We start from the raw sequence: 19,502 nt of genomic DNA, 5'->3' as shown, positions 1-19,502 counted from the left end.
CCAGGCGGATGTTAAGGAGAGGGGCCAGATGGAGTCGAAACACCCCGCGGATTCCGACGGCGGCCTTCCCGCGCAACCCACGGGCAAGCAGGGGGCCGCGGCGGGATCCGCGGCCGGGTCCGCAGGCAGCCTGCCCACGGGAACCTGGCGCGGCATCCACCTTTCCCCGCTGATCCAGGGCGTGGTCGGCTCTTTCATGATCATGCTCGGGTCCCTGGGCGTGGGCTGGCTGGCAAGCGCCTCCCCGATGAACCGCAACCCGTTCCTGATCGCCATCCGCACCGAGGAATCCGGCGTGATCGCCAGCGCCGTGGTGATGACGCTGGGCTGCTGGGTGCTGTTCCGCGCCTGGCTGCGCATGGGGCAGCAGCTGGCCGGGTGGCCGGAGGGTTCGCTGGCCACGGTGCGCAAGGCCGTCTGGGCCTGGAGCGTCCCGATGCTCTTTGCGCTGCCGATCTTCAGCCGCGACGTCTTTGCGTACATCGGCCAGGGCCGCCTGGTGGCCGCCGGGCAGGACCCGTACACGGACGGCATTTCCACGCTGAACAACTGGTTCCAGCTGGGCACCGACATCACCTGGGCCGAGTCCGAGACCCCGTACGGCCCGCTCTACCTGAACGTCGAGTACTGGGTGAACCGCCTGGTGGGCACGAGCCCGGACCTGTCGGTGTTCCTCTTCAGGCTGGTGGCGTTCGCCGGGGTGGTCCTGTGCCTCGTCTACGTGCCGAAGCTCGCCGCCCTGCACAAGGTCTCCGGGGCCAAGGCCGCCTGGATCTCGGTGGCGAACCCGCTGTTCCTGATCAGCTTCGTGGCAAGCGCACACAACGACTCGTTCATGGTGGGCCTGGCGCTGGCCGGCACCTACTATGCGGCAACGCGCCGCGGCGTGCTGGGCGTGGTGCTGGTGGCCGGTTCCATCGGCATCAAGCCGATCACGCTGGTGCTGCTGCCGTTCATCGGGCTGCTCTGGGCGGGGCCGGGCGCCAGCTGGGCCCGGATCGTCCGCTACTGGTTCTACACAGCGGGCCTGGTGCTGGGCATCATGGCGCTGATCGGCTGGGCCAACGGCTACGGCTTTGGCTGGCTTTCGGTCATGCTGGGCACCGGCACCGGCGCCGTGATGTTCGCCCCGCTGGGGGCGCTGAACGCGCTGCTGTCCGGGGCGCTGTCCACGATCGGCCTGCCCGTCGACTGGATCCTGCCGGTGCTCAAGCTCATCGGCAGGCTGGCCTCCGTGGGGCTGGTGTTCCTGCTGATCTTCAAGGGCAAGTCGACGCACCTGATCCAGCGCATGGCCCTGGCCTTCTCCGCGCTGGTGATCCTCTCGCCGATCATCCAGCCCTGGTACATCCTGTGGCTGCTGCCGTTCTTCGCCGTCACCGGCATCCGCGACGACTGGCAGATGCTCTGGGTCTACTTCACCACCGCGTTCTTCATCGCCTTCGGCGCCGCCGACCAGATCTTCGTCTGGCAGTTCTTGGGGGACCTCGACCCGTGGGTCAAGCACCTCTCCACCGGCATCTCCTGGGCCGCGATGTTCTACCTGGGGTTCCTCGACCCGCACACGCGCGTGCTGTTCAGGTCGCTGGTTCCGGTGCGCTTCGGCGGCCGGCACCCCGGCAGGGCGGTGGCCGTCCAGGGTTCGTCGGTGACCGGCCCGGTTGTGCCGGGCATGCCGAATGTGCAGGCCGCGGCGAAACCGGGTGCCGCCCCCGTCGGGGAACCGAACCCCGGAGTCCCGGGGGAGACCGACACGGGCTCGAACGCCTCCGGAAACAACTCCGCCGGAAACCACTGCACCGGAAACCTCGGCACGGGAACCGACTCCGCCGATGGGAAAGCCGCGGGCAACGCCGGGGACCACGAGGTGCCCCGATCGTAGGCCCCGTCGATCCGCAGCGTGTTGAGCCGGCATCTGTTGGGCCGCAACCCGCCGAAGCGCCGCCGCAAGGCACCGCCCGGCGGTTTGTGGCGACCACCCGGGCCCTGGAGTCCGTGCGCGAACGCAGCGCCCGGGTTCCCTTGCTGCGCCACCTCACCGGCGGCGGGGAGAACAGCCCCAACGTCGCGATCGGGCAGGGCCTGCTTGCCTCGCTGATGGTCATGGTTGGGTCCTGGGGCGTGGGCTGGATCCCGAGTTCCCAGGAGTCGATCCTGTCGCGCTCCAGGTTCCTGCTGCCGCTGCGCGTGGAAACCCTTGGCGTGGTCATCTGCACGCTGTTGCTCGCGCTGGGATCCATGCTGCTCTTCCGCGCCTGGCTGCGGCTGCGCCAGCGCCTCCGGGCCGCCGACGCGCAGCCGGTGCGCGTGCTGCGCCGGGCCATCTGGACCTGGTCGGCCCCGCTCTTCCTTTCCTTCCCGATCCTCTCGCAGGACGTGTACTCCTACCTGGGGCAGGGCCGGCTCATGCACGCGGGCCGCTCCCCGTACGAGGACTGGGTCTCCCAGCTGCCGGGTTGGTTCGCCCAGGGGGCGGACTCGCTCTGGGCGGAATCGTCGTCCCCGTACGGCCCGCTCTTTTTGATGTATGCGCGGTTCACCTACTTCGTCTCCGGCGGGGTGCCCGAGTACGGCGTCGCCATGATGCGCCTGGTGGCCGTCGCCGGCGTCGCCCTGTGCCTGTATGCGATCCCGCGGCTGGCCGAACACACCGGCGGCGACGGGGCCTGGGCCCTGTGGATTTCCGTGGCGAACCCGCTGTTCCTGCTGAACATGGTCGGCGGCGTGCACAACGACGGGCTGATGGCCGGCGGGGTGCTGCTCGGCTTCCTGCTGGTCTTCCGCAAGAAGCACGTGCTCGGGGTGCTTGTCGCGGCGCTGGCCGTGGCGATCAAGCCGATCGTGGTGCTGGTGCTGCCGTTCCTGGGCTTGGCGATGCTGCCGCGCGACGCGGGGCTCCGCGCGAAGATCCGCGCCTGGGCGCTCACCGGCGCGGTGGCCGGGGCCGTGCTGGCACTGCTGGGCTGGGCCTCCGGGCTGTGGTTCGGCTGGATCGCGGCGATGGCGAACGCCGGGGGAGCCGCGTTCCCCTATGCGCCGGTCGGGCTGCTGGGCATGCTCATCGGGTGGATCGGCTCGCTTTTCGGCGGGGACCTGCGGGCGATTGCCGGGGTCGTCTTCACGATCTTCATGATGCTCGCGCTGGTGCTGGTGTTCCGCCTCGCCGTCAGGAACCCGGCCGGCGAGCCGGTGCTCTACGCCGGCTACGCGCTGGGCGCCGCGGTGGTGCTGGCCCCGATCATCCAGCCCTGGTACCTGCTCTGGCTGATCCCGTTCTTCGCGCTCGGCCGCCGCTACCCGGTGGCCTGGGAACGCGCGCTGTACGTGCTGTGCCTGTTCCTGGTGCTGGCGGGCGTGGTCGACCAGCTGTCGGTGGCGCAGTGGATCTCGCTGATGTGGGTCCGCATCCTCGCCGCCATCGTCGGGCTCGCCTACATGGTCTACCTGGTCTTCATCGACCCGAAGACCGCCGGCATGTTCGGCGCGGATCCGCGCCGGCCGCGCGGCGCGCCGCCCGTGCTCCCCAAGATTTCCGCACTGCTTAAGTCAAAACGACCAAAACCCAGAAGAAACGAGGCAACCGGATCGTGATGCAACCGGTCAAGAACCTGTTCAACGCCCGGGAGGCCACCCGTCCGGTGATCATCGGGCTGCTGCTGCTCACCGCGCTCGGCGCCGCCATCGCCGTGCTGACCAAGCAGTGGTGCCGGGTCAACGGCTGGCCCGACGCCGAACAGCACCTGCACATGTGCTATTCGGACTTCACCCAGCTCTTCGGCACCCGCGGCATGGCCGACAAGCTCTTCCCGTACTACACCGGGCTGCCGGCCGAGCAGGCGCTCGAGTACCCGGTGCTGCTGGCGATCATGGCCGGGATCACCGCCATGGCGATCCCCGGGATCGGATTCTCGCCCGAGCGCCAGCTCGCCTACTTCGACCTGAACTCGCTGATTTCCTTCGCCTGCTGGGCCGTGGTGGTCGTGGCAGTCGCCTACGCCGCCCGGCACCGCAGCCGCGACGCCATTATGGTGGCGTTGGCCCCGGGCATCATCCTGACCAGCCAGCTGAACTGGGACCTGCTGGCGGTGATGCTCGCGATGCTCGGGCTGCTCGCGTTCTCCCGCAAGCACATCGTGCTCGCGGGCGTGCTGCTGGGCCTGGGCGCCGCGGCGAAGCTGTACCCGTTCTTCCTCTTCGGGGCGATCCTGGTGCTGTGCCTGCGCACCGGTCGCATGCGCCACTTCTGGGTCTCGCTGGCTTCCGGCGCCGCGGCCTGGCTGGTGGTCAACGTGCCGTTCATGCTCACCGCGTTCGACGAGTGGAGCCGCTTCTACACCTTCTCCGGCGACCGACCGGCCGGAAACTCCTCCATGTGGCTGGCGTTCGTGTGGACCGGGATGGACGGATCGACCATGTCCTACCTGTCCAACGGGCTCTTCGGGCTCGCCTGCCTGGGCATCGCGTACCTTGGCCTCACCGCCACGCGCCGCCCGCGCATGGCGCAGCTGGCGTTCCTGATCGTCGCCGCGTTCCTGCTGCTGGGCAAGGTCTACTCCCCGCAGTTCGTCATGTGGCTGATCCCGCTCTACGTGCTGGCGCGGCCCAAGTGGCGCGAATTCATCGTCTGGCAGGCGATCGAGGTGTTCCACTGGGTGTTCGTCTGGCTCTGGAGCGCCAAGTGGGTCTCCGGGCTGAAGTACTTCGGCGACAGCTGGGCGATCGAGATCCTCTACGGGATCGGCATCGTCGCGCACATGGCCATGCTCACCTACATCTGCGTCAAGATCATCGGTGACATCAGGAACCCGGAGTCCGACGTGGTGCGTGCCGACGGCACCGACGACCCGCTGGCCGGGCCGCTGGAGGGCCTCGAGGACAAGTTCGTGCTCGGGCGCAAGTCCGGAAGCCAAGCCTGATCCCGGCAACGCACCCTTGAGGGCCGACCCGCACAGGGGTCGTAGATAAACATGGAATTGGCGGCTTCCGGAGGCATTCCGGGAGCCGCTTTTTCATGCCCGGCCGGGACCGCGGCCGGCTAGCGGTTCGTTCTGCTACGCCGCAGTGCCCACCATTGCGTGATTCGGAGGTCGCTGGGACCAAAACCGCCGTCGGGCAGCGCGGCCCGGATGCGCTCGTCGTCAAACGGGAGGACCGGGCGGATTCCGCCGGGGAGCTCGGGTGCGAAAGGTTCGGGCTCGCTGACGCCTTCGGCGAGCATCCGTGCTTGTGCCTTCGCTATGAGGGGCACGACCATTGTCCACTCCGCCAGCTGCGCGAGTGCGCGGATGGCCCAGACCGGGACACGCACGACGGCGGGCCGCCGTCCGGCGACGCGGGCGATTCGGCGAATCGCCGTGCCGAACCCAAGTTCCTCGGCTCCCACGACGGCGACGGTCGGGTGGGGAACGCGCCCCTCGAGGGCCGCGAGCAGCACATCGACGGCTTCCTCGACAGGCAGGGGCCTGACCGTCCGGTCGCGGTATCCGACGGTCGCGAAAACCGGCCAGGTGCGCACGGCGCGGGTCGCATGGTCCACCAAATGGTCGCCCGGGCCGTAAATCATCCCCGCCTTGAGGATCACGTGGTCGATCCCGGACTGCCGTACGAGCTGCTCCGCGGCCCACTTCGTCTCGTGGTAGGCCGAGCCGCAGTCGGGCCGGGCGCGAAGGAAGCTCAGCATGACGATCCGCCGCACGCCGGCCCGGCGGGCGGCCTCGATGACGGCACGGGTGCCGTCGACGTGCACCTGCGCGAAGGTCTGGTCGCCGATCTCGCGGTTGATCCCCGCGCAATGGGCGACGACGTCGCAGCCGGCGAACGCCGCTGTCAACGCTTCCACGTCGTCGATCGGCACGCCCGTCCGGCGAGAGACGACGACTGTGTCCGCGCCGTCCAGCCGCGCGGCGAGGTGACGCCCGACGAACCCGGTACCGCCTGTGATGGCCACTCGCATCGTGTTGCTCCTTCGCTTATTAGCAATGAAGCTAAACTGTATATAGCAATTGTGCTATATTGCAAACATGACAGACACGGCCTCGGACATCTTCACCGCACTCGCGCACCCGACAAGGCGGCAGATCTTGCAGGATCTCAAGGACGGCGAACTCGCCGCCGGTGAGATCGCCGCGCGATTCAACGCCACCGGGCCGACCATCTCCCGCCACCTGAGCGTGCTGCGCCAGGCGGGTCTGGTCACCGAACGACGCGACGCCAACCGCATCCTGTACTCGCTGGTGGGCGAACGGCTTGCCCTTTCGGTCGGAGACTTCCTCTCGAGCGTCTGCCCCGAGCAGATCGTGCTACGCGAGGTCCGGAAGCGGAGCGCCGGACGGGCGGCGGAAGCGCAAGCCTGATGGCCATCACCGTGCTCCTCACCCCCTGGTACAGGCGCGACCCGGCCAGGGTCGGAGGGGGCCCGGAACAGCCGGGCTCCGTTGCCGCGACACCGATTCTCGACCATGAATCGCCGGGGATCGCACGACTGGTTGCCCGCGCGCGAGACGTTGCGCAGTCCACGGAGCCGGTGGCCGTGCTCGAGGCGGCCCACTTGATCATCCGCGACGAGGTGCGCGCCGTATATGCGCTGGAAGAGAACACTCCGGCCTCCCGCACCCTTGCGCGCGGGTTCGGCTCGTGCAGCCAGCGCCTCGCAATTCTCGAAAGCGTCGCGCGAGCCATCGGGGTTGCCACGCGAGTGCGCGCGCTACTCATCGATCGCTCCTTCTGGTACCCGCGCTTCCCGCACGTCGGCCGTGCACTGCCGGACCGGATCTTGCTCGCCTGGCCGGAATTCGGCGTCGAAGGGTGGCGGCCTGCTTCGGAGCTATTCGGCGCGATCGGGTGCCGCGGAGGCGGATCGTTCACGAACCGCGGCCCGGAAACGTTGTTCGAGGCCGCCGGGCGTTGCGCCGTCAATTGGGATGACCGGGTAAACCACAACGCGTACGGCCTTTCACAGTTCGTGCGAGCCGACTACGGATACTTCGCGAACCGAGACGACACCTTCCGCCAGCTCGGACAGACCCTCTGCGCACCGTCTCGCTTCGTCGCGGACCCTGTCCTCCGCCGCATCGCCGCCTGATCGCTACCCGCCATCTCTGCGATTCTCAGCCCGTGCCCAGGCCTGTCAGTGGTCGGCGTCGCCGAGTAATTCGAGCACGATCAGTTCCACCTCGGCCGTCGAATCATCCTCGGTTCGGTTGGACGTGTCCACGATCGTACATCCCGCGCGCCGCGCGATGGCCAGGTAGCGATCGATGTAGTGGCGGTGAAGGGCAAGCGATTCCCCGGGTTCATCGCGCAGCGCCAGGCGTGCGAGCGTGGTGGGAAGGTCCGCCCAACACAGGACGGTGGGGATCCACAGGGTCCAGCGTTCGCGGAATTCGTCGTCGTCCATCAGCGATGCGACGGTCATCCAGGATCTGTCCAACAGTACGGGCCGCATCTCCCCGGCGAGGTCCATGGCACGGGCCAGGGCGGCGGCGCCGATCCCGAGTACCGCATCCGTGTCACCCGACGCGGCGGCCCGGGACAGTGCCAGTCCCGTCTCGCCGCCGAAGGGCCGCCGGTAGGAAAAACCAAGCCGGGCCGCCACGTTCTTGGCGATCGTCGTCTTGCCGGTGCCGTCGTGGCCGTCGATGCCGACGACGGCCGGCACGGAGGACCCCGGCGGCACCGACCCCGGGTTCATTCCCACGGATGCAGGGCGACGGTCTGCCGCTCGTCGTCCAGTTCGAAGTAGAAGTGCCTCTCCTTGCCCCCTTCGAGCACCCGCAGGGCGTCTCCGCGCACTTCCATCTGCCCCTTGGGCGAGACGCGGAATCCGCCATCGGCGGCCGCGGGCGCGAGCAGCACGATGTTTCCCTTGACGGCCACCGTGACGCGCGCCCCGGTCTTGGGCTTCATGCCGAGGGCCTTGCGCGCGGAAACCGGCAGGGTGATGACACCGCCGGGGGATACCTTGGAACGGGTGTTCTTCACGGTCAGCGTGCTCATGGTGCGATCTCCTCTGGGGTTTGAAATGGTTTGGACGGGTACGGATCAAACAGCGTCGAATACAGCCGGGAGTAGCGTTCGAGGACCTGCTCCGGTCCGCCGCCGCTGCGCCACTGGTCCTTGTCGAGCGCCTCCGCGTCGTCGGAGGCATGGGTCCGCACGCGCATGCAGTCCGGGCTGATTTCCCCGTAGATGGTGCCGCCGCTTTGGTCGATGAAGAAGCAGATGTCGATCAGCCTGAGGCCTCCGGACGTGAAGAACTCCTCCAGCCAGCCGAAGGTTTCGCGCGCCAGGAACTTGGCCCGCTGCACGTCGCCGATCCACAGCGCGGCGTAGTCGTCGGGCAGGGGTTCGTCGGCCAACCGGTTTCCCTCGCGGTCGGTAAGCGGATGCCGCCAATCGAAACAAACGATGGGTTCCGCAAACATGTCCCAGCGCTGCAGCGCCGGTCCGGCCACCGTGGGGTGTTCCTCGGTGAAGAGGTAGCGGTGGATGGGGGAGCCGATGTGGTAGCGCTTGACCCGGGTCTCCAGGTTGCACACCTCGATGCGGCGTTCGGCCAGCAGCGGCCCTTCAGGGGACTCCACGAGACCCAGGAAGGCCGACGAGAGCCGGTACGGACCCGGTGACATCGCCATCTTGCGGAAGATTTCCGCCGAGAACCGGGCCCGGATGTCCTCCGTCCCCTTCACCTCCCCGTACCTGTTGTAGGTGAAGGAATACAGGGTGGGAAGCAGCCTGGCCAGGGCGATCTTCGGGGTCAACAGGCGGATCTCCTTGCTGTCGCCCAAGACCAGCAGAGGCAGCTTCTTGAATTCGAACTTGACCTGGCGCAGGACCTGTTCGGTGAAGGAGTGCCGGTGGTGGTCGAGGTCCACCTCGATCTCTTCCCCGCCCGGACCCTTCAGGATGACGTGCCTGGGGGTGGAGGAAACCAGCTGCACCTCGAGTTCCAGGTCGAGGCACTGGTCGAGAATCAGGCTGGCGGCGGCACCGGCCCGAAGCGCTGGTGTGGTCATGTTGAACCTCCTGGTTGGACTCCTTGTTCGGTTGCCCCGTGCGGGCGAACCACCGTGAATCGTTCGTTGAGGGCACGCAGCACGGCGCCCGTCGCGACCGCGGATTCGGCCAGGGCGCGTCCGGGGTCACCGTCGGAGGCCAGCTGTTGCATGTGGGTGGTCCGGAATCCGCAGATGGACTCGATCCAGTCATGGACCTCTTCCTTGGTGAGGCGTTGGTTCATGGCCCCGAAGGTCCCCTTGGCGATGTTGGCCGGGATCTTGGTGAAATACCCATAGAGGTTGCGGCGGTCGTCGCCCGGCAGCGGATGGTCCGCCAAGGCGGCCCCGACCATGCCCAATTGCTGCCGCTGCCTCACGATGCCGAAGCTCAGGTTGCGCATGAGCAGGTCGGTGGCGGACTTGGCCGGAACTCGGGTTTCCCCGTAGATGCACAGCCCGTAGTCGGCCAGGTTGTCTCCCGACAGGCACTGCATGCGCCAGAGTTCGTCGGACGAATAGACGCCGACGTTGAGTTCCTTGCCGCTGAAACGCGGCGACGTCGCATAGAGCTTCCGCAGAACGGCCTCCGGGTCTTTGGCCACCAGCACCAGGTCGTAGTCGGCAAAGTGCTCGCTGTTCACGCTGGATCCGTAGACGATGACGCACTCGAGCCGGGCCCCGAGCCGATGCCGCAGTTCCTCGAGGAAACCGAATCGGGGGCCAAGTTCCGCGGGGATTTCACGCCGGACGAGACTGACTTCGGTCACGGACTCCGGACCTCGGAGACAGGCAATGACCTCTTCGAAGCGGCGGCGGATGGCCAGCAGGCGTTCCAGGTCGGAAACGCCGGAGTCGCTGGCCATGGACGACACGTCGTCCATCAATGCCTGACCCTGCAAGCCCGGAACAAGGCCCGTCGAGGCGAACTTTCCGGCCTGCCAGAGCCGGTCGTACTTGCTGGCCAACGTGCCGCTGCTGAAACGGGATTGGACGATGGCAGCGGAGAGCGTCACGGATGCGAGGAAGACCACCGACTCGAACCACAACCGCTGGAGGGCTGAATCGGTGCCATTGGCCTCCACCGGTTCCAGGGAGCGAACCGTTGTTGCGCCGGTGCCCGCGGCGGCCCGGTAAAAGCGCGGATGGAACACCGAGGACCATTCCATGGTGAAGGGCGAGATCACCCGCGGGTTTTCCAGCTGCTGTCCCGTTGCCCAGCGGTAGATGCCCAGGAGTTCCGCCCCGGAAACCTCGCGGTCGAGGTGGACATAGGAGAGGCTGAACGGGGTTCCCCTCCACGAGGGAGGTCGCTGGACAACGACCACTTCGCGGACCGCATCCGGCGCCGTATCCGCATGGCGCGACGACATCCCAGACCCCCTGTCCCGCCGAGTGGCACGCCGCGGCGAGGCGCCGCAGGGCAGCTCAGTTCCCCCAAGTTTCCGCCTGCCCGGTGACCGGTGTCAACGAATGGGGCCGCCACAAGGGGACCCGGCGGTCCGGACGGCCTGGCGAGCCGCCCGCCCGGAGGCGGAACCTCGAGGGAGCATGGCATCGGGCATTCGGAGCGGCCCATCCGAGCGGCCACGCCGGTGTTCCATCCGCGTGGCCGGAAAGTGCCTGCTGAACTGGCAGGATGGGACCCATGAAAGATCTGAGTGCCGTCCTGCCCGTGCGTTCCCGGACGCACACCGTCGCGCTGGGTGTCGGTGCCGCCACGTGGCTGGCCGGGTTCGTTTCGGTGTACCTGGTTGCACCCCTGGGCGCCGGGCTGGACCTGTGGCAGTCCTATGCGGCCTTCCCGGGCGGATCCAACGTCGGCAACGCGCTGGCACTTGTCATCTACGCAGCGTGGGGCGCGGGCGTGCTCTTTGTGGTTCGGGGGTCGATCCTGGGCGCGCCGACCTCGGTGCTGGCGGCCCACGGGTTGATCGGCGTGGGCATCTTCTATCCTGCGGCCGTGATGGGCTTCGGGATTGCGCACGTCGTCGGCTATGAAGACGATGAGTCGTCGAGCGGCGGGATGGCCATGGGCCTGGTGGTCAGCGGTGGATATGCACTGCTGGCGCTGCTGGCATGGGTTGTGGGCGGCAAGATCGTGCGAGGTCTCATGAAGCGGCGTGGCAAGAACGTCTAGGAAGCGCGGGCGTAGGTCCTGGCGCGGCCGCTGGAGAGGGCCAGGAGGATCAGCACGTCGCAGGCCAGCCCGGCAAGGCCAGTCTCGAGGGTGATCCGCGAGATGCCGGCACCGACGTCGATCGCCTGGATGAGGATGGACACCGTGCTCAGCCACATGGCCGCAACCCGTGCCCAGTTCCGGCCGGCAAGGATGCCCCACGCGAGCAGCAGCTCGCCCACGCCGAACGCCAGGGCCACGGCGGCGATGACGGCCAAGGCCGTCCTGGTGGCATCCGGGCTCGCCGGGGATCCATCGATCGTCACCCTGCCGAACTCCCCGGTGGCTGTCATCAGGTTCGCCGCCAGGAACAACGCGACAGCAGCCCTGGCCACGACCAGCAGGCCGCCAACCACCGTGGGAGCGGAAATCCCGGTGCCGGCGTGCGGCGACGGGCCCGGAAGGCCCGAATCTGCCGGGATCCGCCGGACATCGATGATCGGCAGGTCGCCGTCGGTGGTAATGCTGTCCCCGCCGCCGTTGCGCGCGTGGTACCCCGTGGAGAAGTCCTTGATCACGCCGACCGATGCCAGGGGCTCGGCCGCGGACACGCTGTGGACGATGTGGTCCCGCTCGACGTCGGTGTTCTGCTCGATCTTGTGCGTGATTTGCAGGGTGAAGAGCGAGAAGCCCACGCTGCGGTCGTAGGTCCCGGCGGCAAGCCAGTCGACCGCGCGGCCGCCGGGCAGCATCCAGCCCTCGGGGCAGCGCCAAAAGCGGACATGGTGCCGCTTGCCGGGGCTGTTGTCGACCTCCTGCTGGTAGGCGAAGTCCTGCTGGCGGCCAAAGAGATACAGGGGACTCACGGGTGCCTGCGGGTAGCTTCGACGCAGAAGCGTCGACTTCGCGATGCGCCGGCTGCTGGAGAACGTCAGGACGTCGGCCAGGGTCCAGCCGGCGGCGCGCATGGCCGCGTGGACCTGGGCCTCGGTGCCCAGCAGGGCGAGGTTCACGGGGTCGCCCAGCAGGCCGTCGCTGGTCCGGGCCCGGCCGATGAAGTAGCCCGGGACGTAGATCGCCGTCAGGATCCGGTGCAGGCGCGGCAGCAGCAGGTAGGCGACGAAGGCCCAGAAGACCAGGGGGAACCAGAGCCGGCCCCAGCCCAGGTGGAAACTTTCGCCGACCAACAGGAAGGCAAGCCAGACCGTGGCGGTGCCGCCCAGGACGAAGAAGACATGGTCCAGGGCGCCGTCGGTGATGGTCCGCCTCGCCCTTCCGGCCATGAGTTGCCCCGTTTCGCTGCTTCCAACTGGTTAGAGCATACTGTCGTGGCCGGGATGGCGGCACCCGAGGATCACGTGACGTGACGTGCCGTGCGGATCGGGAACGGCTAGGGAAGAGCCAGTGCGGCTGCGATCATGCGGTGGCCCTGCCGCTCAAACGCCGCGTCGCCGACCTTGCAGGCCCACGCTGCGGTTCCGATTGCCTCGCGGACTCGAAAGATCCGCCACAGTTCCCGGTCCCGGGGATCGGGGCCGTATCCCTCGAAGAATGCGGCCTCCAATTCCGGGTTGTCCTTCCACTGCTGGGCGGAGAGCCGGCAGAAGTCGCTCATGGCGGGGCGGTGCTCCAACCGTCCGAAGTCGATGATGCGCACGGTCCCGGGACCGTTCGGGTCGGCTGCGTCGAGGAGCCGGTTGCGGGGCTGCCAATCCCCGTGGGTCGGCACCACCGGCACCGGTACCGGTCGATGGGTGTGGAGCATTTCCCGCAGCAGGGAGGTGGTGTCGTGGTCGATCCGGTGCCCGCCGTCCAGCCACGCCAGTGCCTTGCGTGTCGCCCGGGCCTCGACGGCGTCATCGATCCGCACGTGCTGGCGATGGAACGTTCCCAGCCGGCGGCCCGCCTGCCGGTATGTGTCGGGATCGGCTTCCGCAGACGTGCCGTGGACCAAGCGCTCGGGAAGGTAGGTGGCGACCAGGATGTTTGCCTCGTTGTCGCCGTGGACCATTCGCGAGGCGTGTCCGGTGTCGGCCAGTACCCGGGTGGCCGTGCCGTGGGCTGCGATCTCGCGGGAAACATGGTGGTTGTCGCCGTGCCCGGCCTTGACGATGAAGCGTCCGGTGTCCGTGGACACGTCCAACACGGTTGTCAGTGCCGTGTCCCAGCCCAGGTCGGCACGCAACCGGGCGCCGGGCAACCAGGCATCGAGGAGTGCGGACTGCGTTTCGGTGAGATGTTCCCGGTGCCAAGAAGCCATTCGAGCAATGTTACCGGGTGGCTTGAAACAAGGCGTTGGCCTTGCAGCGCGGGTCGTCCGGCCGGAGCCACGGACGCCCCGGCATGAACGCGGGGCTACACCGAATTGAGATGGCGGCCCTCGGACCTAGCGCTTGAGGTAGTCGGAGCAGACGGGGTTGACCGGGATGTCGCGGTGCAGCACCATGATGCCGTGGTCGATCGGGGCGACCTGCTCGAAGCCCAGGGCGTGCGCGCGGCGCAGGGCCTGCGGCGGCAGCAACGGGTCCCAGCCGCCGAGCTCCTGTTCGTTGAAGTCGATGATCATCCAGCTGGACAGGTCGGTGCCGATGTCGCCCATCATGCCCACGTAGGTGCGGTCGGTCAGGTGCGGGACCAGGGTGTCGGCCGACTCAACGCAGACGCCGTCGGGGATCATGTCCACCGCGCGTTCCTTGGCGGCGACCAGTCCGCTGGTGCCCCAGTTGGCGCCGCTGAGCGTGCGGCCCAGCGGGAAGATCGAGTGGAAGAAGAGCGTGCCGACCAGCGCAAAGGCCAGCAGCCAGGCCGGGGCGATGACCTTGATCTTCACCCAGCCGTAGCGGTCGATCAGCTTGCCCAGCACGTGCACGGCGGAGAGGATCAGGATCGGCGCCATGATCGCGTCGTACTGGTAGACCGGTGCCCAGGTGTTCAGGCGGTCGTTGAACAGCCGGCTCAGCAGCAGCGGGGCGCCGAGGATAATGTACGGGGAGGCCAGCGGCAGCAGCGCCAGCGGCACGAAGCTCAGCAGCCAGAGCAGCAGCTTGAGCTGGTGGTTGAAGAGGATGCCGATCGACTGCAGCGGATGCGTGATCAGGAAGACGATCGCGGCTCCGGCGCTGGCGCCCAGGGCCGTGTACTGCCAGTAGCTGAAGGTGCCGGCGGGGGAGAAGAGCGGGATCAGGTAGCTGGTGACCACCAGGTAGCCGGCCAGACCGATGGCCATGGTCAGCCCGGCCTTGACCCACTGCCTGTGGAAGAGCAGGACGATGCCGACGGCGACCATGGTGATGCCCATGTCCTCGCGGACCAGCAGCAGCGAGCTGGCCAGCCCGACGACCAGCCAATAGCGGCCGCGGTCGAACGCCCAGATGATCCACGCCATGATCGGCACGCCGAACGCGACCTCGTGGAATTCCCAGTTGACGATCGACTGGAACGGCCACCACAGCAGCAGGGCCGCGGCGGTTAGCACGGCGCCGAGGTGCCCGAAGCGCGGGCGGGTGAACAGGTAGACGGGGATCGCGGTGGAAACCAGCAGGCCCGCCAGGGCGATGCCGAGCATGCGCGGGTCGTCCCAGATCCAGTAGAGCGGGGCCAGCAGGGCCAGGATCGGATGGAAGTGGTCGCCCAGCAGGTTGAAGTCGACGCCCTTGATCGGGACGATCGGCGCCTTGAACAACGCGTACTGGCGCACGGCCTGGTCGAAGATCCCGAGGTCGTAGCCGCGGGACTCGTAGTTCTTGAACTTCAGGAACGCGTGGGCGACGTACAAGACCCCCGCGAGGACCATGGCCAGCCCGAGATGGAGTTTCTGCGGGCGGGTCATTTTCGCGGGGGTCTTGGTAGGCATAGCCTCGAGTTTATCCAGTCGTCAGGCGTGGTTTGCCGCATTCATGGTGCGGCGGGCCACGTAAGGTGCTGCTACTTGGCGGCGGACAGGCCGGTGCGCGCCATGGCGTCGGCGTAGGCCGCGTAGATCTCTTCCAGGTGTGCCTGCTGGCGCTCCGGGGAGCCGGCGAATGCGCGGCCGTCCAGCGACTTGACCTTGTAGGTCTTGAATCCGCGGCGCCACAGCAGCGGGTTCTGGGTCTTGAGCAGCTGCTCGGAGAGGCGGTGTGCCTCGGTGCCGTGGGCGATCAATACCGAGGCGCGCGGCACGACCTTGAGCAGGCGCAGCAGGGGCTTCAGGCCCGAGGTGATCTCCGGCGGCTGGAACTTGCCGTTCGGCTCGCCCGGGACGTGCCACGGGGAAACGTTCCACGGCAGGATGTACTCGGGGCGCAGGCCCAGCTGCCACTGCATGCCCAGCATGCGGGTGGCTGCCTCCTGGGAGCCGGCATCGATGAAGCCGTTCTCGTTGGCGACGCCGATGTTGGAGTACAGCGAAATGATGCGTGCTTCCTCGATGTTGTGCACCGGGTCCACGTAGGAAACCGAAGTGGCGGGTCGCAGCAAGCGAGTCTCGTCCAGAAGGCGGTTGACTGGCTCGATTTGCTCTTCGTAGCGGCGTTCCATGAGGGAGTTCTCGACGTGGTCCGGGGCAATTGCTGTCATTGAGGTGCGCTTCTCCTGCTGGGGTCGAACGAGGCGGCATGGGGAGGTTTGGGCGCGCGGGAAGAGGGTCCCGCGCGTCGCGAACACGCCGATGCTACTTAAGTGGTGGGGGTGGGACCTGTGTGATCCGGTGGCTGGAATGCCACGGGAAGAACGGGAGGAAGGTCCACCTTCAACAATAGCCGCTGCGGCCCGAATTTGGCACACAGGGCGTCGGGCAATGCGTGGTGATGATTCGCACAAAATGTCCGCCGCGCGCCCATGTTCGGTAGTTTTGTCCGATGAACACGATGCTTTGGCCCGGCTGGATCGCCATCCTTTTTGCCACGCTCTTCACGGCTGCCGCCGGGGTGTTTCTCCTAGCCATGCAGTACCACCGGCACGGCCGCCTGTCCTGGCGCCGGACCCTGGCCAGCGTGACGGTGATCCTCTACCTGTTCGGCCTGCTGAGCTACACGATGCTTCCGTTGCCGGCCACGCGCGGGGAGTTTTGTGACGTCCGGGGCATGGGCGGGGTGCAGAAGTCGCCGCTGGCCTTCCTCCCGCAGCTCAAGGACGCGCTGCTGGATTCGCCCGGCGCGATCCTGCACGACGCGCTGCTGCTCCAGGTCGCGCTGAACGTGGTGCTCTTCCTGCCGCTGGGCGTGCTGGCCGTGCGCTGGGCGCGCGTCGGCTTCATCGGCGCGGTGCTGCTGGGCTGGCTGGCCTCGGTGCTGATCGAGACCACCCAATACACCGGCGTCTTCGGGATCTACGACTGCGCGTACCGGGTGACCGACATCGACGACGTCATCGCCAACACCGCCGGCGCGGCGATCGGCGCGCTGCTGGCCTACCTGCCGGTATTCGCCTGGATCTCGGGCCCGAACGAGCGGGCGGCGGCCCGGGAATACCACCGGCCGCGGCCGGTGACCCGCGCCCGCCGCATGCTGGGCATGGTCTTCGACCTGGCGCTGGTGGCGGTGTTCGCGTTCATCCTCGGCACCGGCGGCGCACTGGTGAACAAGCTGGCAGGGGACCCGCTGGACACCAACGCGCTCGACGTCGCGGCGGCCCTGCTGCCCCCGCTGCTGGTCATCGTCCTTCCGGCGCTGGCGCCCGGGCGCGCCTCGCTGGGCCAGCGCTGCACCTGGATCTTCGCCGCGGACGCGTCCGGCTACCCCGCGCGGATCGGCAGCCAAGCGCTGCGCACGCTGCTCGGCGGCGGCGGGTTCACGCTGCTGCTGGGTGCCGCGGAACTGGCCGGGGACACCGGGCCGGGGCTCGGGCTGCGCGCGGCCGCCTTCCTGCTGGGCGCCGCCTGCCTGCTGGCAATCCTCTTCGATGCCTCCGGCCGCGGCTTCTCCGCACGCATCACCGGCCTGCATTTTGCCGACCGCCGCGCGGAACCGGGTCGCGGACCGACCGCCGGCCAGGGTGCCGGCCGGAACCGCCAAGGGGCCGCGTGATCGCGGCCGGAGCACGGGCGGGACACCGCACGTTTTGCCCTGTGGGCGTGCAGTCCACGTAGGATTGAGGCTGGTTTGCCATGGGGGCGTGTCACTTGCACGAAGGTCCAGACCACAGCTACACCGCGAAAAACCGACGAAGATTGAGGCACCAACACGATGATTGAGAAGATCCCGAACGAACCGCACAAGGCGGTCCTGCGCACAGCGGTCGCGGCAACGGTCCTGATCGCGGTGGGCGCATTCGTGCTGTCCTTCGCGGCGCTGACCGACCTGGCACAGCGTTCGGGCATCAACGCGAACCTCGCATGGATCTGGCCGATCATCGTCGACGGCATGATCGTCGCCTCCACCGTGGCGATCGTCGCGCTGAACGGCCACAGCCGCCGCGCCATGATCTACCCGTGGTCGCTGCTCTTCTTCGGCGCGATCGTCTCCACCGCGGCGAACTCGGTCCACGCGATCCTCACCGTCAGCGCCCAGCACTCGGACATCCCGCCCGTGGTCTCCGCGCTCGTCGCGGCCATGCCGCCGGTGGTCCTGCTGGCCATCACCCACCTGACGGTGCACATGTACCAGAAGAAGGCCGAGGCCGCCGAGATGCGTGCCATCGCCGAGCACGACGAGGAAGCCGTCGAGTCGGAGAAGTACGGGTTGGCGTATGACGACGGATTCCAGGCCGCGATGGCCGACGCCCAGGCGGCGGAGGCCGAACGCCTGGAGGCCGCCCGCCAGAAGGCCGCCGACGACGTGGCCCGTGCCCGCGTCGAGGGCAAGCTCGAGGGCTCCAAGGCCGCCACCCGGCCGTCCGCACCGGCGGCCGCGCCAAACGCCAACGGCGCCAAGGCCGACAACGCCAACCAGGGCGCAAAGAACGGCAAGGTCCAGGTCCTGACCCCGGCCAAGAACGGTGCATCCCCGTTGTACGACGAGGTCGCCCAGTCGATCGACAGCAAGAACTGACACCGCCAACCAACACCGGCTCGCCGGGCCGCGGCGGCACCCCCGCCGCGCCCTGAAGCACGCCGCCGATGCCCCGCCGCATCCGGAGAACACCTCCCGGACGCGGCGGGGTTTCTGTTTTGCGGGGGATTCCCCGCGGATTGCCAGGATTGTGCCGTGCGGCGAAACGCGCCGCGGCAAATCGGCAGTTGATAGGGTGGGGAACAGATTCCCGAAGAGCAGTTGTATGTAGGAGGCACGTGTGGGCACCCCCTGGGAAACCCTCGATGATTCATTGCGCGCAGAGGTCGCGGCCAGCGTCGAACGCTATGCCACGGCCCGCCCTATGCTCGAACATGTCGCCGAGGCCATGCGATCCCGCATCTCCTCGCTCTTCGAGGAGACCGAAACCTCGCCGCTCTTCGTGGTCAGCCGGGTCAAGGCCGTCGACTCCTTCCGGGACAAGGCCTCGCGCATGCTCGCCGCCGAGGAGGAGGGCGGCGCCCCCACGCTGGAGTTCCCCAACCCGCTGCGCGAGATCCACGACCTGGTCGGGGTGCGCGTGATCGTGAAGCTGCCCTACGAAATCCGCGACGCCGCGAACCTGATCAAGCGCCGGCGCTCGGACTTTGATTGCCGGTCGGACCGCGAGAAGGACATCGGATCGGTCGAATCGGGCACCTACGGCTACTCCAGCCGCCACCTGATCCTCAAGACCCGCGGCGAGGAGGTCGTGCGCGACTTCCAGGCGGTGCTCGGCGGGGACATCAAGATCACCGGCAACTTCGTCTTTGAGGTGCAGATCCGCACCATCCTGTCCCACGCGTGGAGCGAGATCGAGCACGACATCCGCTTCAAGAACGCCGAGCCGCGCGCCTGGAGCCCGCACATCGACAGGCAGTTCACCGCGACTGCGGCCATGCTGGAGGCCGCCGAGGACCAGTTCTCCGAACTCCACGAACGCTTCGAGACCGTGACGGGTTTCTGGGACGCCGAGGGCGAGGGGGCCGTGCCGCTGTCCGCCCCGCGCATCCAGCTGATCTGGCGCACGCTGCTGCCCCACGTGGACAGGAAATCGGACGACGACTGGGGCTGGGCGGCCGAGCTCGTCGCGGCCCACGGGCTGACCAGCACCCGGCAGTTCGCCGAGCTGCTGCAGCCCGGCGTGATCACCTCGGTCCGCGCGGCCCTCGACCACCGATACTCCCCGGGCCCGGACCGGTTGCTGGACGATGTGCTGCTCTGGCATTTCGGCGCCCAGCACATCGAGGCGACCAGCGGGGGAGACGCCCACCGGGCCGACTCGCTGCGCCGCCGGCTGGCCCAGATGGACGCCTACCGGCACAAGCGTGCACCCAAGTCGGCTCCCAAAACCGCCCCCGCCGCGGAACCCGCGGACGCGCCGCGCAAGGGATAGCGAAATCCGCCGGCGTGAGCTTCGCC

General features: G+C 68.0%; 18 protein-coding genes. 9 read left to right on the top strand and 9 right to left on the bottom strand.

What is annotated here, in order from left to right; genetic code table 11:
* Nucleotides 1-28: 28 nt before the first annotated feature.
* The 3 genes from mptB (ACIQLF_RS06700) (at nt 29) to ACIQLF_RS06690 (ending at nt 4,916) form a co-directional block, all read left to right on the top strand.
* Nucleotides 29-1,882 carry a polyprenol phosphomannose-dependent alpha 1,6 mannosyltransferase MptB gene (gene mptB / locus ACIQLF_RS06700; RefSeq protein ID WP_400295913.1) on the top strand — a complete coding sequence of 618 codons (1,854 nt, stop codon included), beginning with the start codon at nt 29-31 and terminating at the stop codon, nt 1,880-1,882.
* An 86-nt stretch (nt 1,883-1,968) separates the two neighbouring features.
* Entirely contained in the window at nt 1,969-3,591 is a 1,623-nt protein-coding gene (gene mptB, locus ACIQLF_RS06695) for a polyprenol phosphomannose-dependent alpha 1,6 mannosyltransferase MptB (RefSeq protein ID WP_400295910.1), read from the top strand.
* The gene (locus tag ACIQLF_RS06690) at nt 3,591-4,916 is read left to right on the top strand and encodes a glycosyltransferase family 87 protein (RefSeq protein WP_400296396.1); all 1,326 of its coding nucleotides are present in this window, start codon (nt 3,591-3,593) and stop codon (nt 4,914-4,916) included. Before mptB (ACIQLF_RS06695) ends, ACIQLF_RS06690 begins: the two co-directional genes overlap by 1 nt.
* A 119-nt stretch (nt 4,917-5,035) precedes the next feature.
* On the opposite strand, the gene ACIQLF_RS06685 is transcribed toward ACIQLF_RS06690, so the two are convergent.
* Complete coding sequence (locus ACIQLF_RS06685) at nt 5,036-5,953, bottom strand: NAD-dependent epimerase/dehydratase family protein (protein WP_400295907.1); 918 nt, start codon at nt 5,951-5,953, stop codon at nt 5,036-5,038.
* Nucleotides 5,954-6,020: 67 nt separating this feature from the next.
* On the opposite strand from ACIQLF_RS06685, the gene ACIQLF_RS06680 reads away from it, so the two are divergent.
* A complete protein-coding gene (locus ACIQLF_RS06680) occupies nt 6,021-6,353 on the top strand; it encodes a metalloregulator ArsR/SmtB family transcription factor (RefSeq protein WP_400295905.1) in 333 nt (110 codons plus the stop codon).
* Nucleotides 6,353-7,081, top strand: a complete 729-nt coding sequence (locus ACIQLF_RS06675; RefSeq protein ID WP_400295904.1) for a hypothetical protein — start codon at nt 6,353-6,355, stop codon at nt 7,079-7,081. Before ACIQLF_RS06680 ends, ACIQLF_RS06675 begins: the two co-directional genes overlap by 1 nt.
* Before the next feature lie 45 nt (nt 7,082-7,126).
* On the opposite strand, the gene ACIQLF_RS06670 is transcribed toward ACIQLF_RS06675, so the two are convergent.
* Genes ACIQLF_RS06670 through ACIQLF_RS06655 form a run of 4 tightly spaced genes read right to left on the bottom strand, consistent with a single transcriptional unit; the run spans nt 7,127 to nt 10,366 of the window.
* Nucleotides 7,127-7,696, bottom strand: a complete 570-nt coding sequence (locus tag ACIQLF_RS06670; protein ID WP_400295901.1) for a hypothetical protein — start codon at nt 7,694-7,696, stop codon at nt 7,127-7,129.
* Complete coding sequence (locus tag ACIQLF_RS06665; RefSeq protein ID WP_400295899.1) at nt 7,687-7,995, bottom strand: AbrB/MazE/SpoVT family DNA-binding domain-containing protein; 309 nt, start codon at nt 7,993-7,995, stop codon at nt 7,687-7,689. The genes ACIQLF_RS06670 and ACIQLF_RS06665 overlap by 10 nt, the downstream gene beginning before the upstream one ends.
* A complete protein-coding gene (locus tag ACIQLF_RS06660) occupies nt 7,992-9,014 on the bottom strand; it encodes a phosphoribosylaminoimidazolesuccinocarboxamide synthase (RefSeq protein WP_400295897.1) in 1,023 nt (340 codons plus the stop codon). The genes ACIQLF_RS06665 and ACIQLF_RS06660 overlap by 4 nt, the downstream gene beginning before the upstream one ends.
* A complete protein-coding gene (locus ACIQLF_RS06655; RefSeq protein ID WP_400295895.1) occupies nt 9,011-10,366 on the bottom strand; it encodes a hypothetical protein in 1,356 nt (451 codons plus the stop codon). Before ACIQLF_RS06655 ends, ACIQLF_RS06660 begins: the two co-directional genes overlap by 4 nt.
* Before the next feature lie 275 nt (nt 10,367-10,641).
* On the opposite strand from ACIQLF_RS06655, the gene ACIQLF_RS06650 reads away from it, so the two are divergent.
* A complete protein-coding gene (locus ACIQLF_RS06650; protein ID WP_400295893.1) occupies nt 10,642-11,133 on the top strand; it encodes a hypothetical protein in 492 nt (163 codons plus the stop codon).
* On the opposite strand, the gene ACIQLF_RS06645 is transcribed toward ACIQLF_RS06650, so the two are convergent.
* From ACIQLF_RS06645 to ACIQLF_RS06630, 4 genes are all read right to left on the bottom strand, one after another.
* A complete protein-coding gene (locus ACIQLF_RS06645) occupies nt 11,130-12,395 on the bottom strand; it encodes an LssY C-terminal domain-containing protein (RefSeq protein ID WP_400295891.1) in 1,266 nt (421 codons plus the stop codon). The two genes, ACIQLF_RS06650 and ACIQLF_RS06645, sit on opposite strands and share 4 nt — an antisense overlap.
* Nucleotides 12,396-12,502: 107 nt before the next feature.
* On the bottom strand, nt 12,503-13,372 hold the full coding sequence (locus tag ACIQLF_RS06640) for a phosphotransferase (protein ID WP_400295889.1): 870 nt from the start codon (nt 13,370-13,372) through the stop codon (nt 12,503-12,505).
* Between the two features lie 126 nt (nt 13,373-13,498).
* Nucleotides 13,499-14,965: a DUF2079 domain-containing protein gene (locus tag ACIQLF_RS06635; RefSeq protein ID WP_400295887.1), complete on the bottom strand. Its 1,467-nt coding sequence runs from the start codon at nt 14,963-14,965 to the stop codon at nt 13,499-13,501.
* A 71-nt stretch (nt 14,966-15,036) separates the two neighbouring features.
* Nucleotides 15,037-15,669, bottom strand: coding sequence for a uracil-DNA glycosylase (locus ACIQLF_RS06630; protein WP_400295885.1), 633 nt, complete (start codon nt 15,667-15,669; stop codon nt 15,037-15,039).
* Between the two features lie 281 nt (nt 15,670-15,950).
* Here ACIQLF_RS06630 and ACIQLF_RS06625 point away from each other — a divergent pair, with 281 nt between their 5' ends.
* The 3 genes from ACIQLF_RS06625 (at nt 15,951) to ACIQLF_RS06615 (ending at nt 19,476) form a co-directional block, all read left to right on the top strand.
* Entirely contained in the window at nt 15,951-17,117 is a 1,167-nt protein-coding gene (locus ACIQLF_RS06625) for a VanZ family protein (protein WP_400295883.1), read from the top strand.
* Nucleotides 17,118-17,276: 159 nt separating this feature from the next.
* On the top strand, nt 17,277-18,080 hold the full coding sequence (locus tag ACIQLF_RS06620) for a DUF2637 domain-containing protein (RefSeq protein ID WP_400295881.1): 804 nt from the start codon (nt 17,277-17,279) through the stop codon (nt 18,078-18,080).
* Between the two features lie 241 nt (nt 18,081-18,321).
* The gene (locus ACIQLF_RS06615) at nt 18,322-19,476 is read left to right on the top strand and encodes a GTP pyrophosphokinase family protein (protein WP_400295879.1); all 1,155 of its coding nucleotides are present in this window, start codon (nt 18,322-18,324) and stop codon (nt 19,474-19,476) included.
* Nucleotides 19,477-19,502: the final 26 nt, after the last annotated feature.

It is taken from the genome of Paeniglutamicibacter sp. NPDC091659 (assembly GCF_044756805.1).
Classification (GTDB): Bacteria; Actinomycetota; Actinomycetes; order Actinomycetales; family Micrococcaceae; genus Paeniglutamicibacter.
Note: the sequence above shows the minus strand (reverse complement) of the source record. Positions and strands in the feature narration are given on the sequence as shown.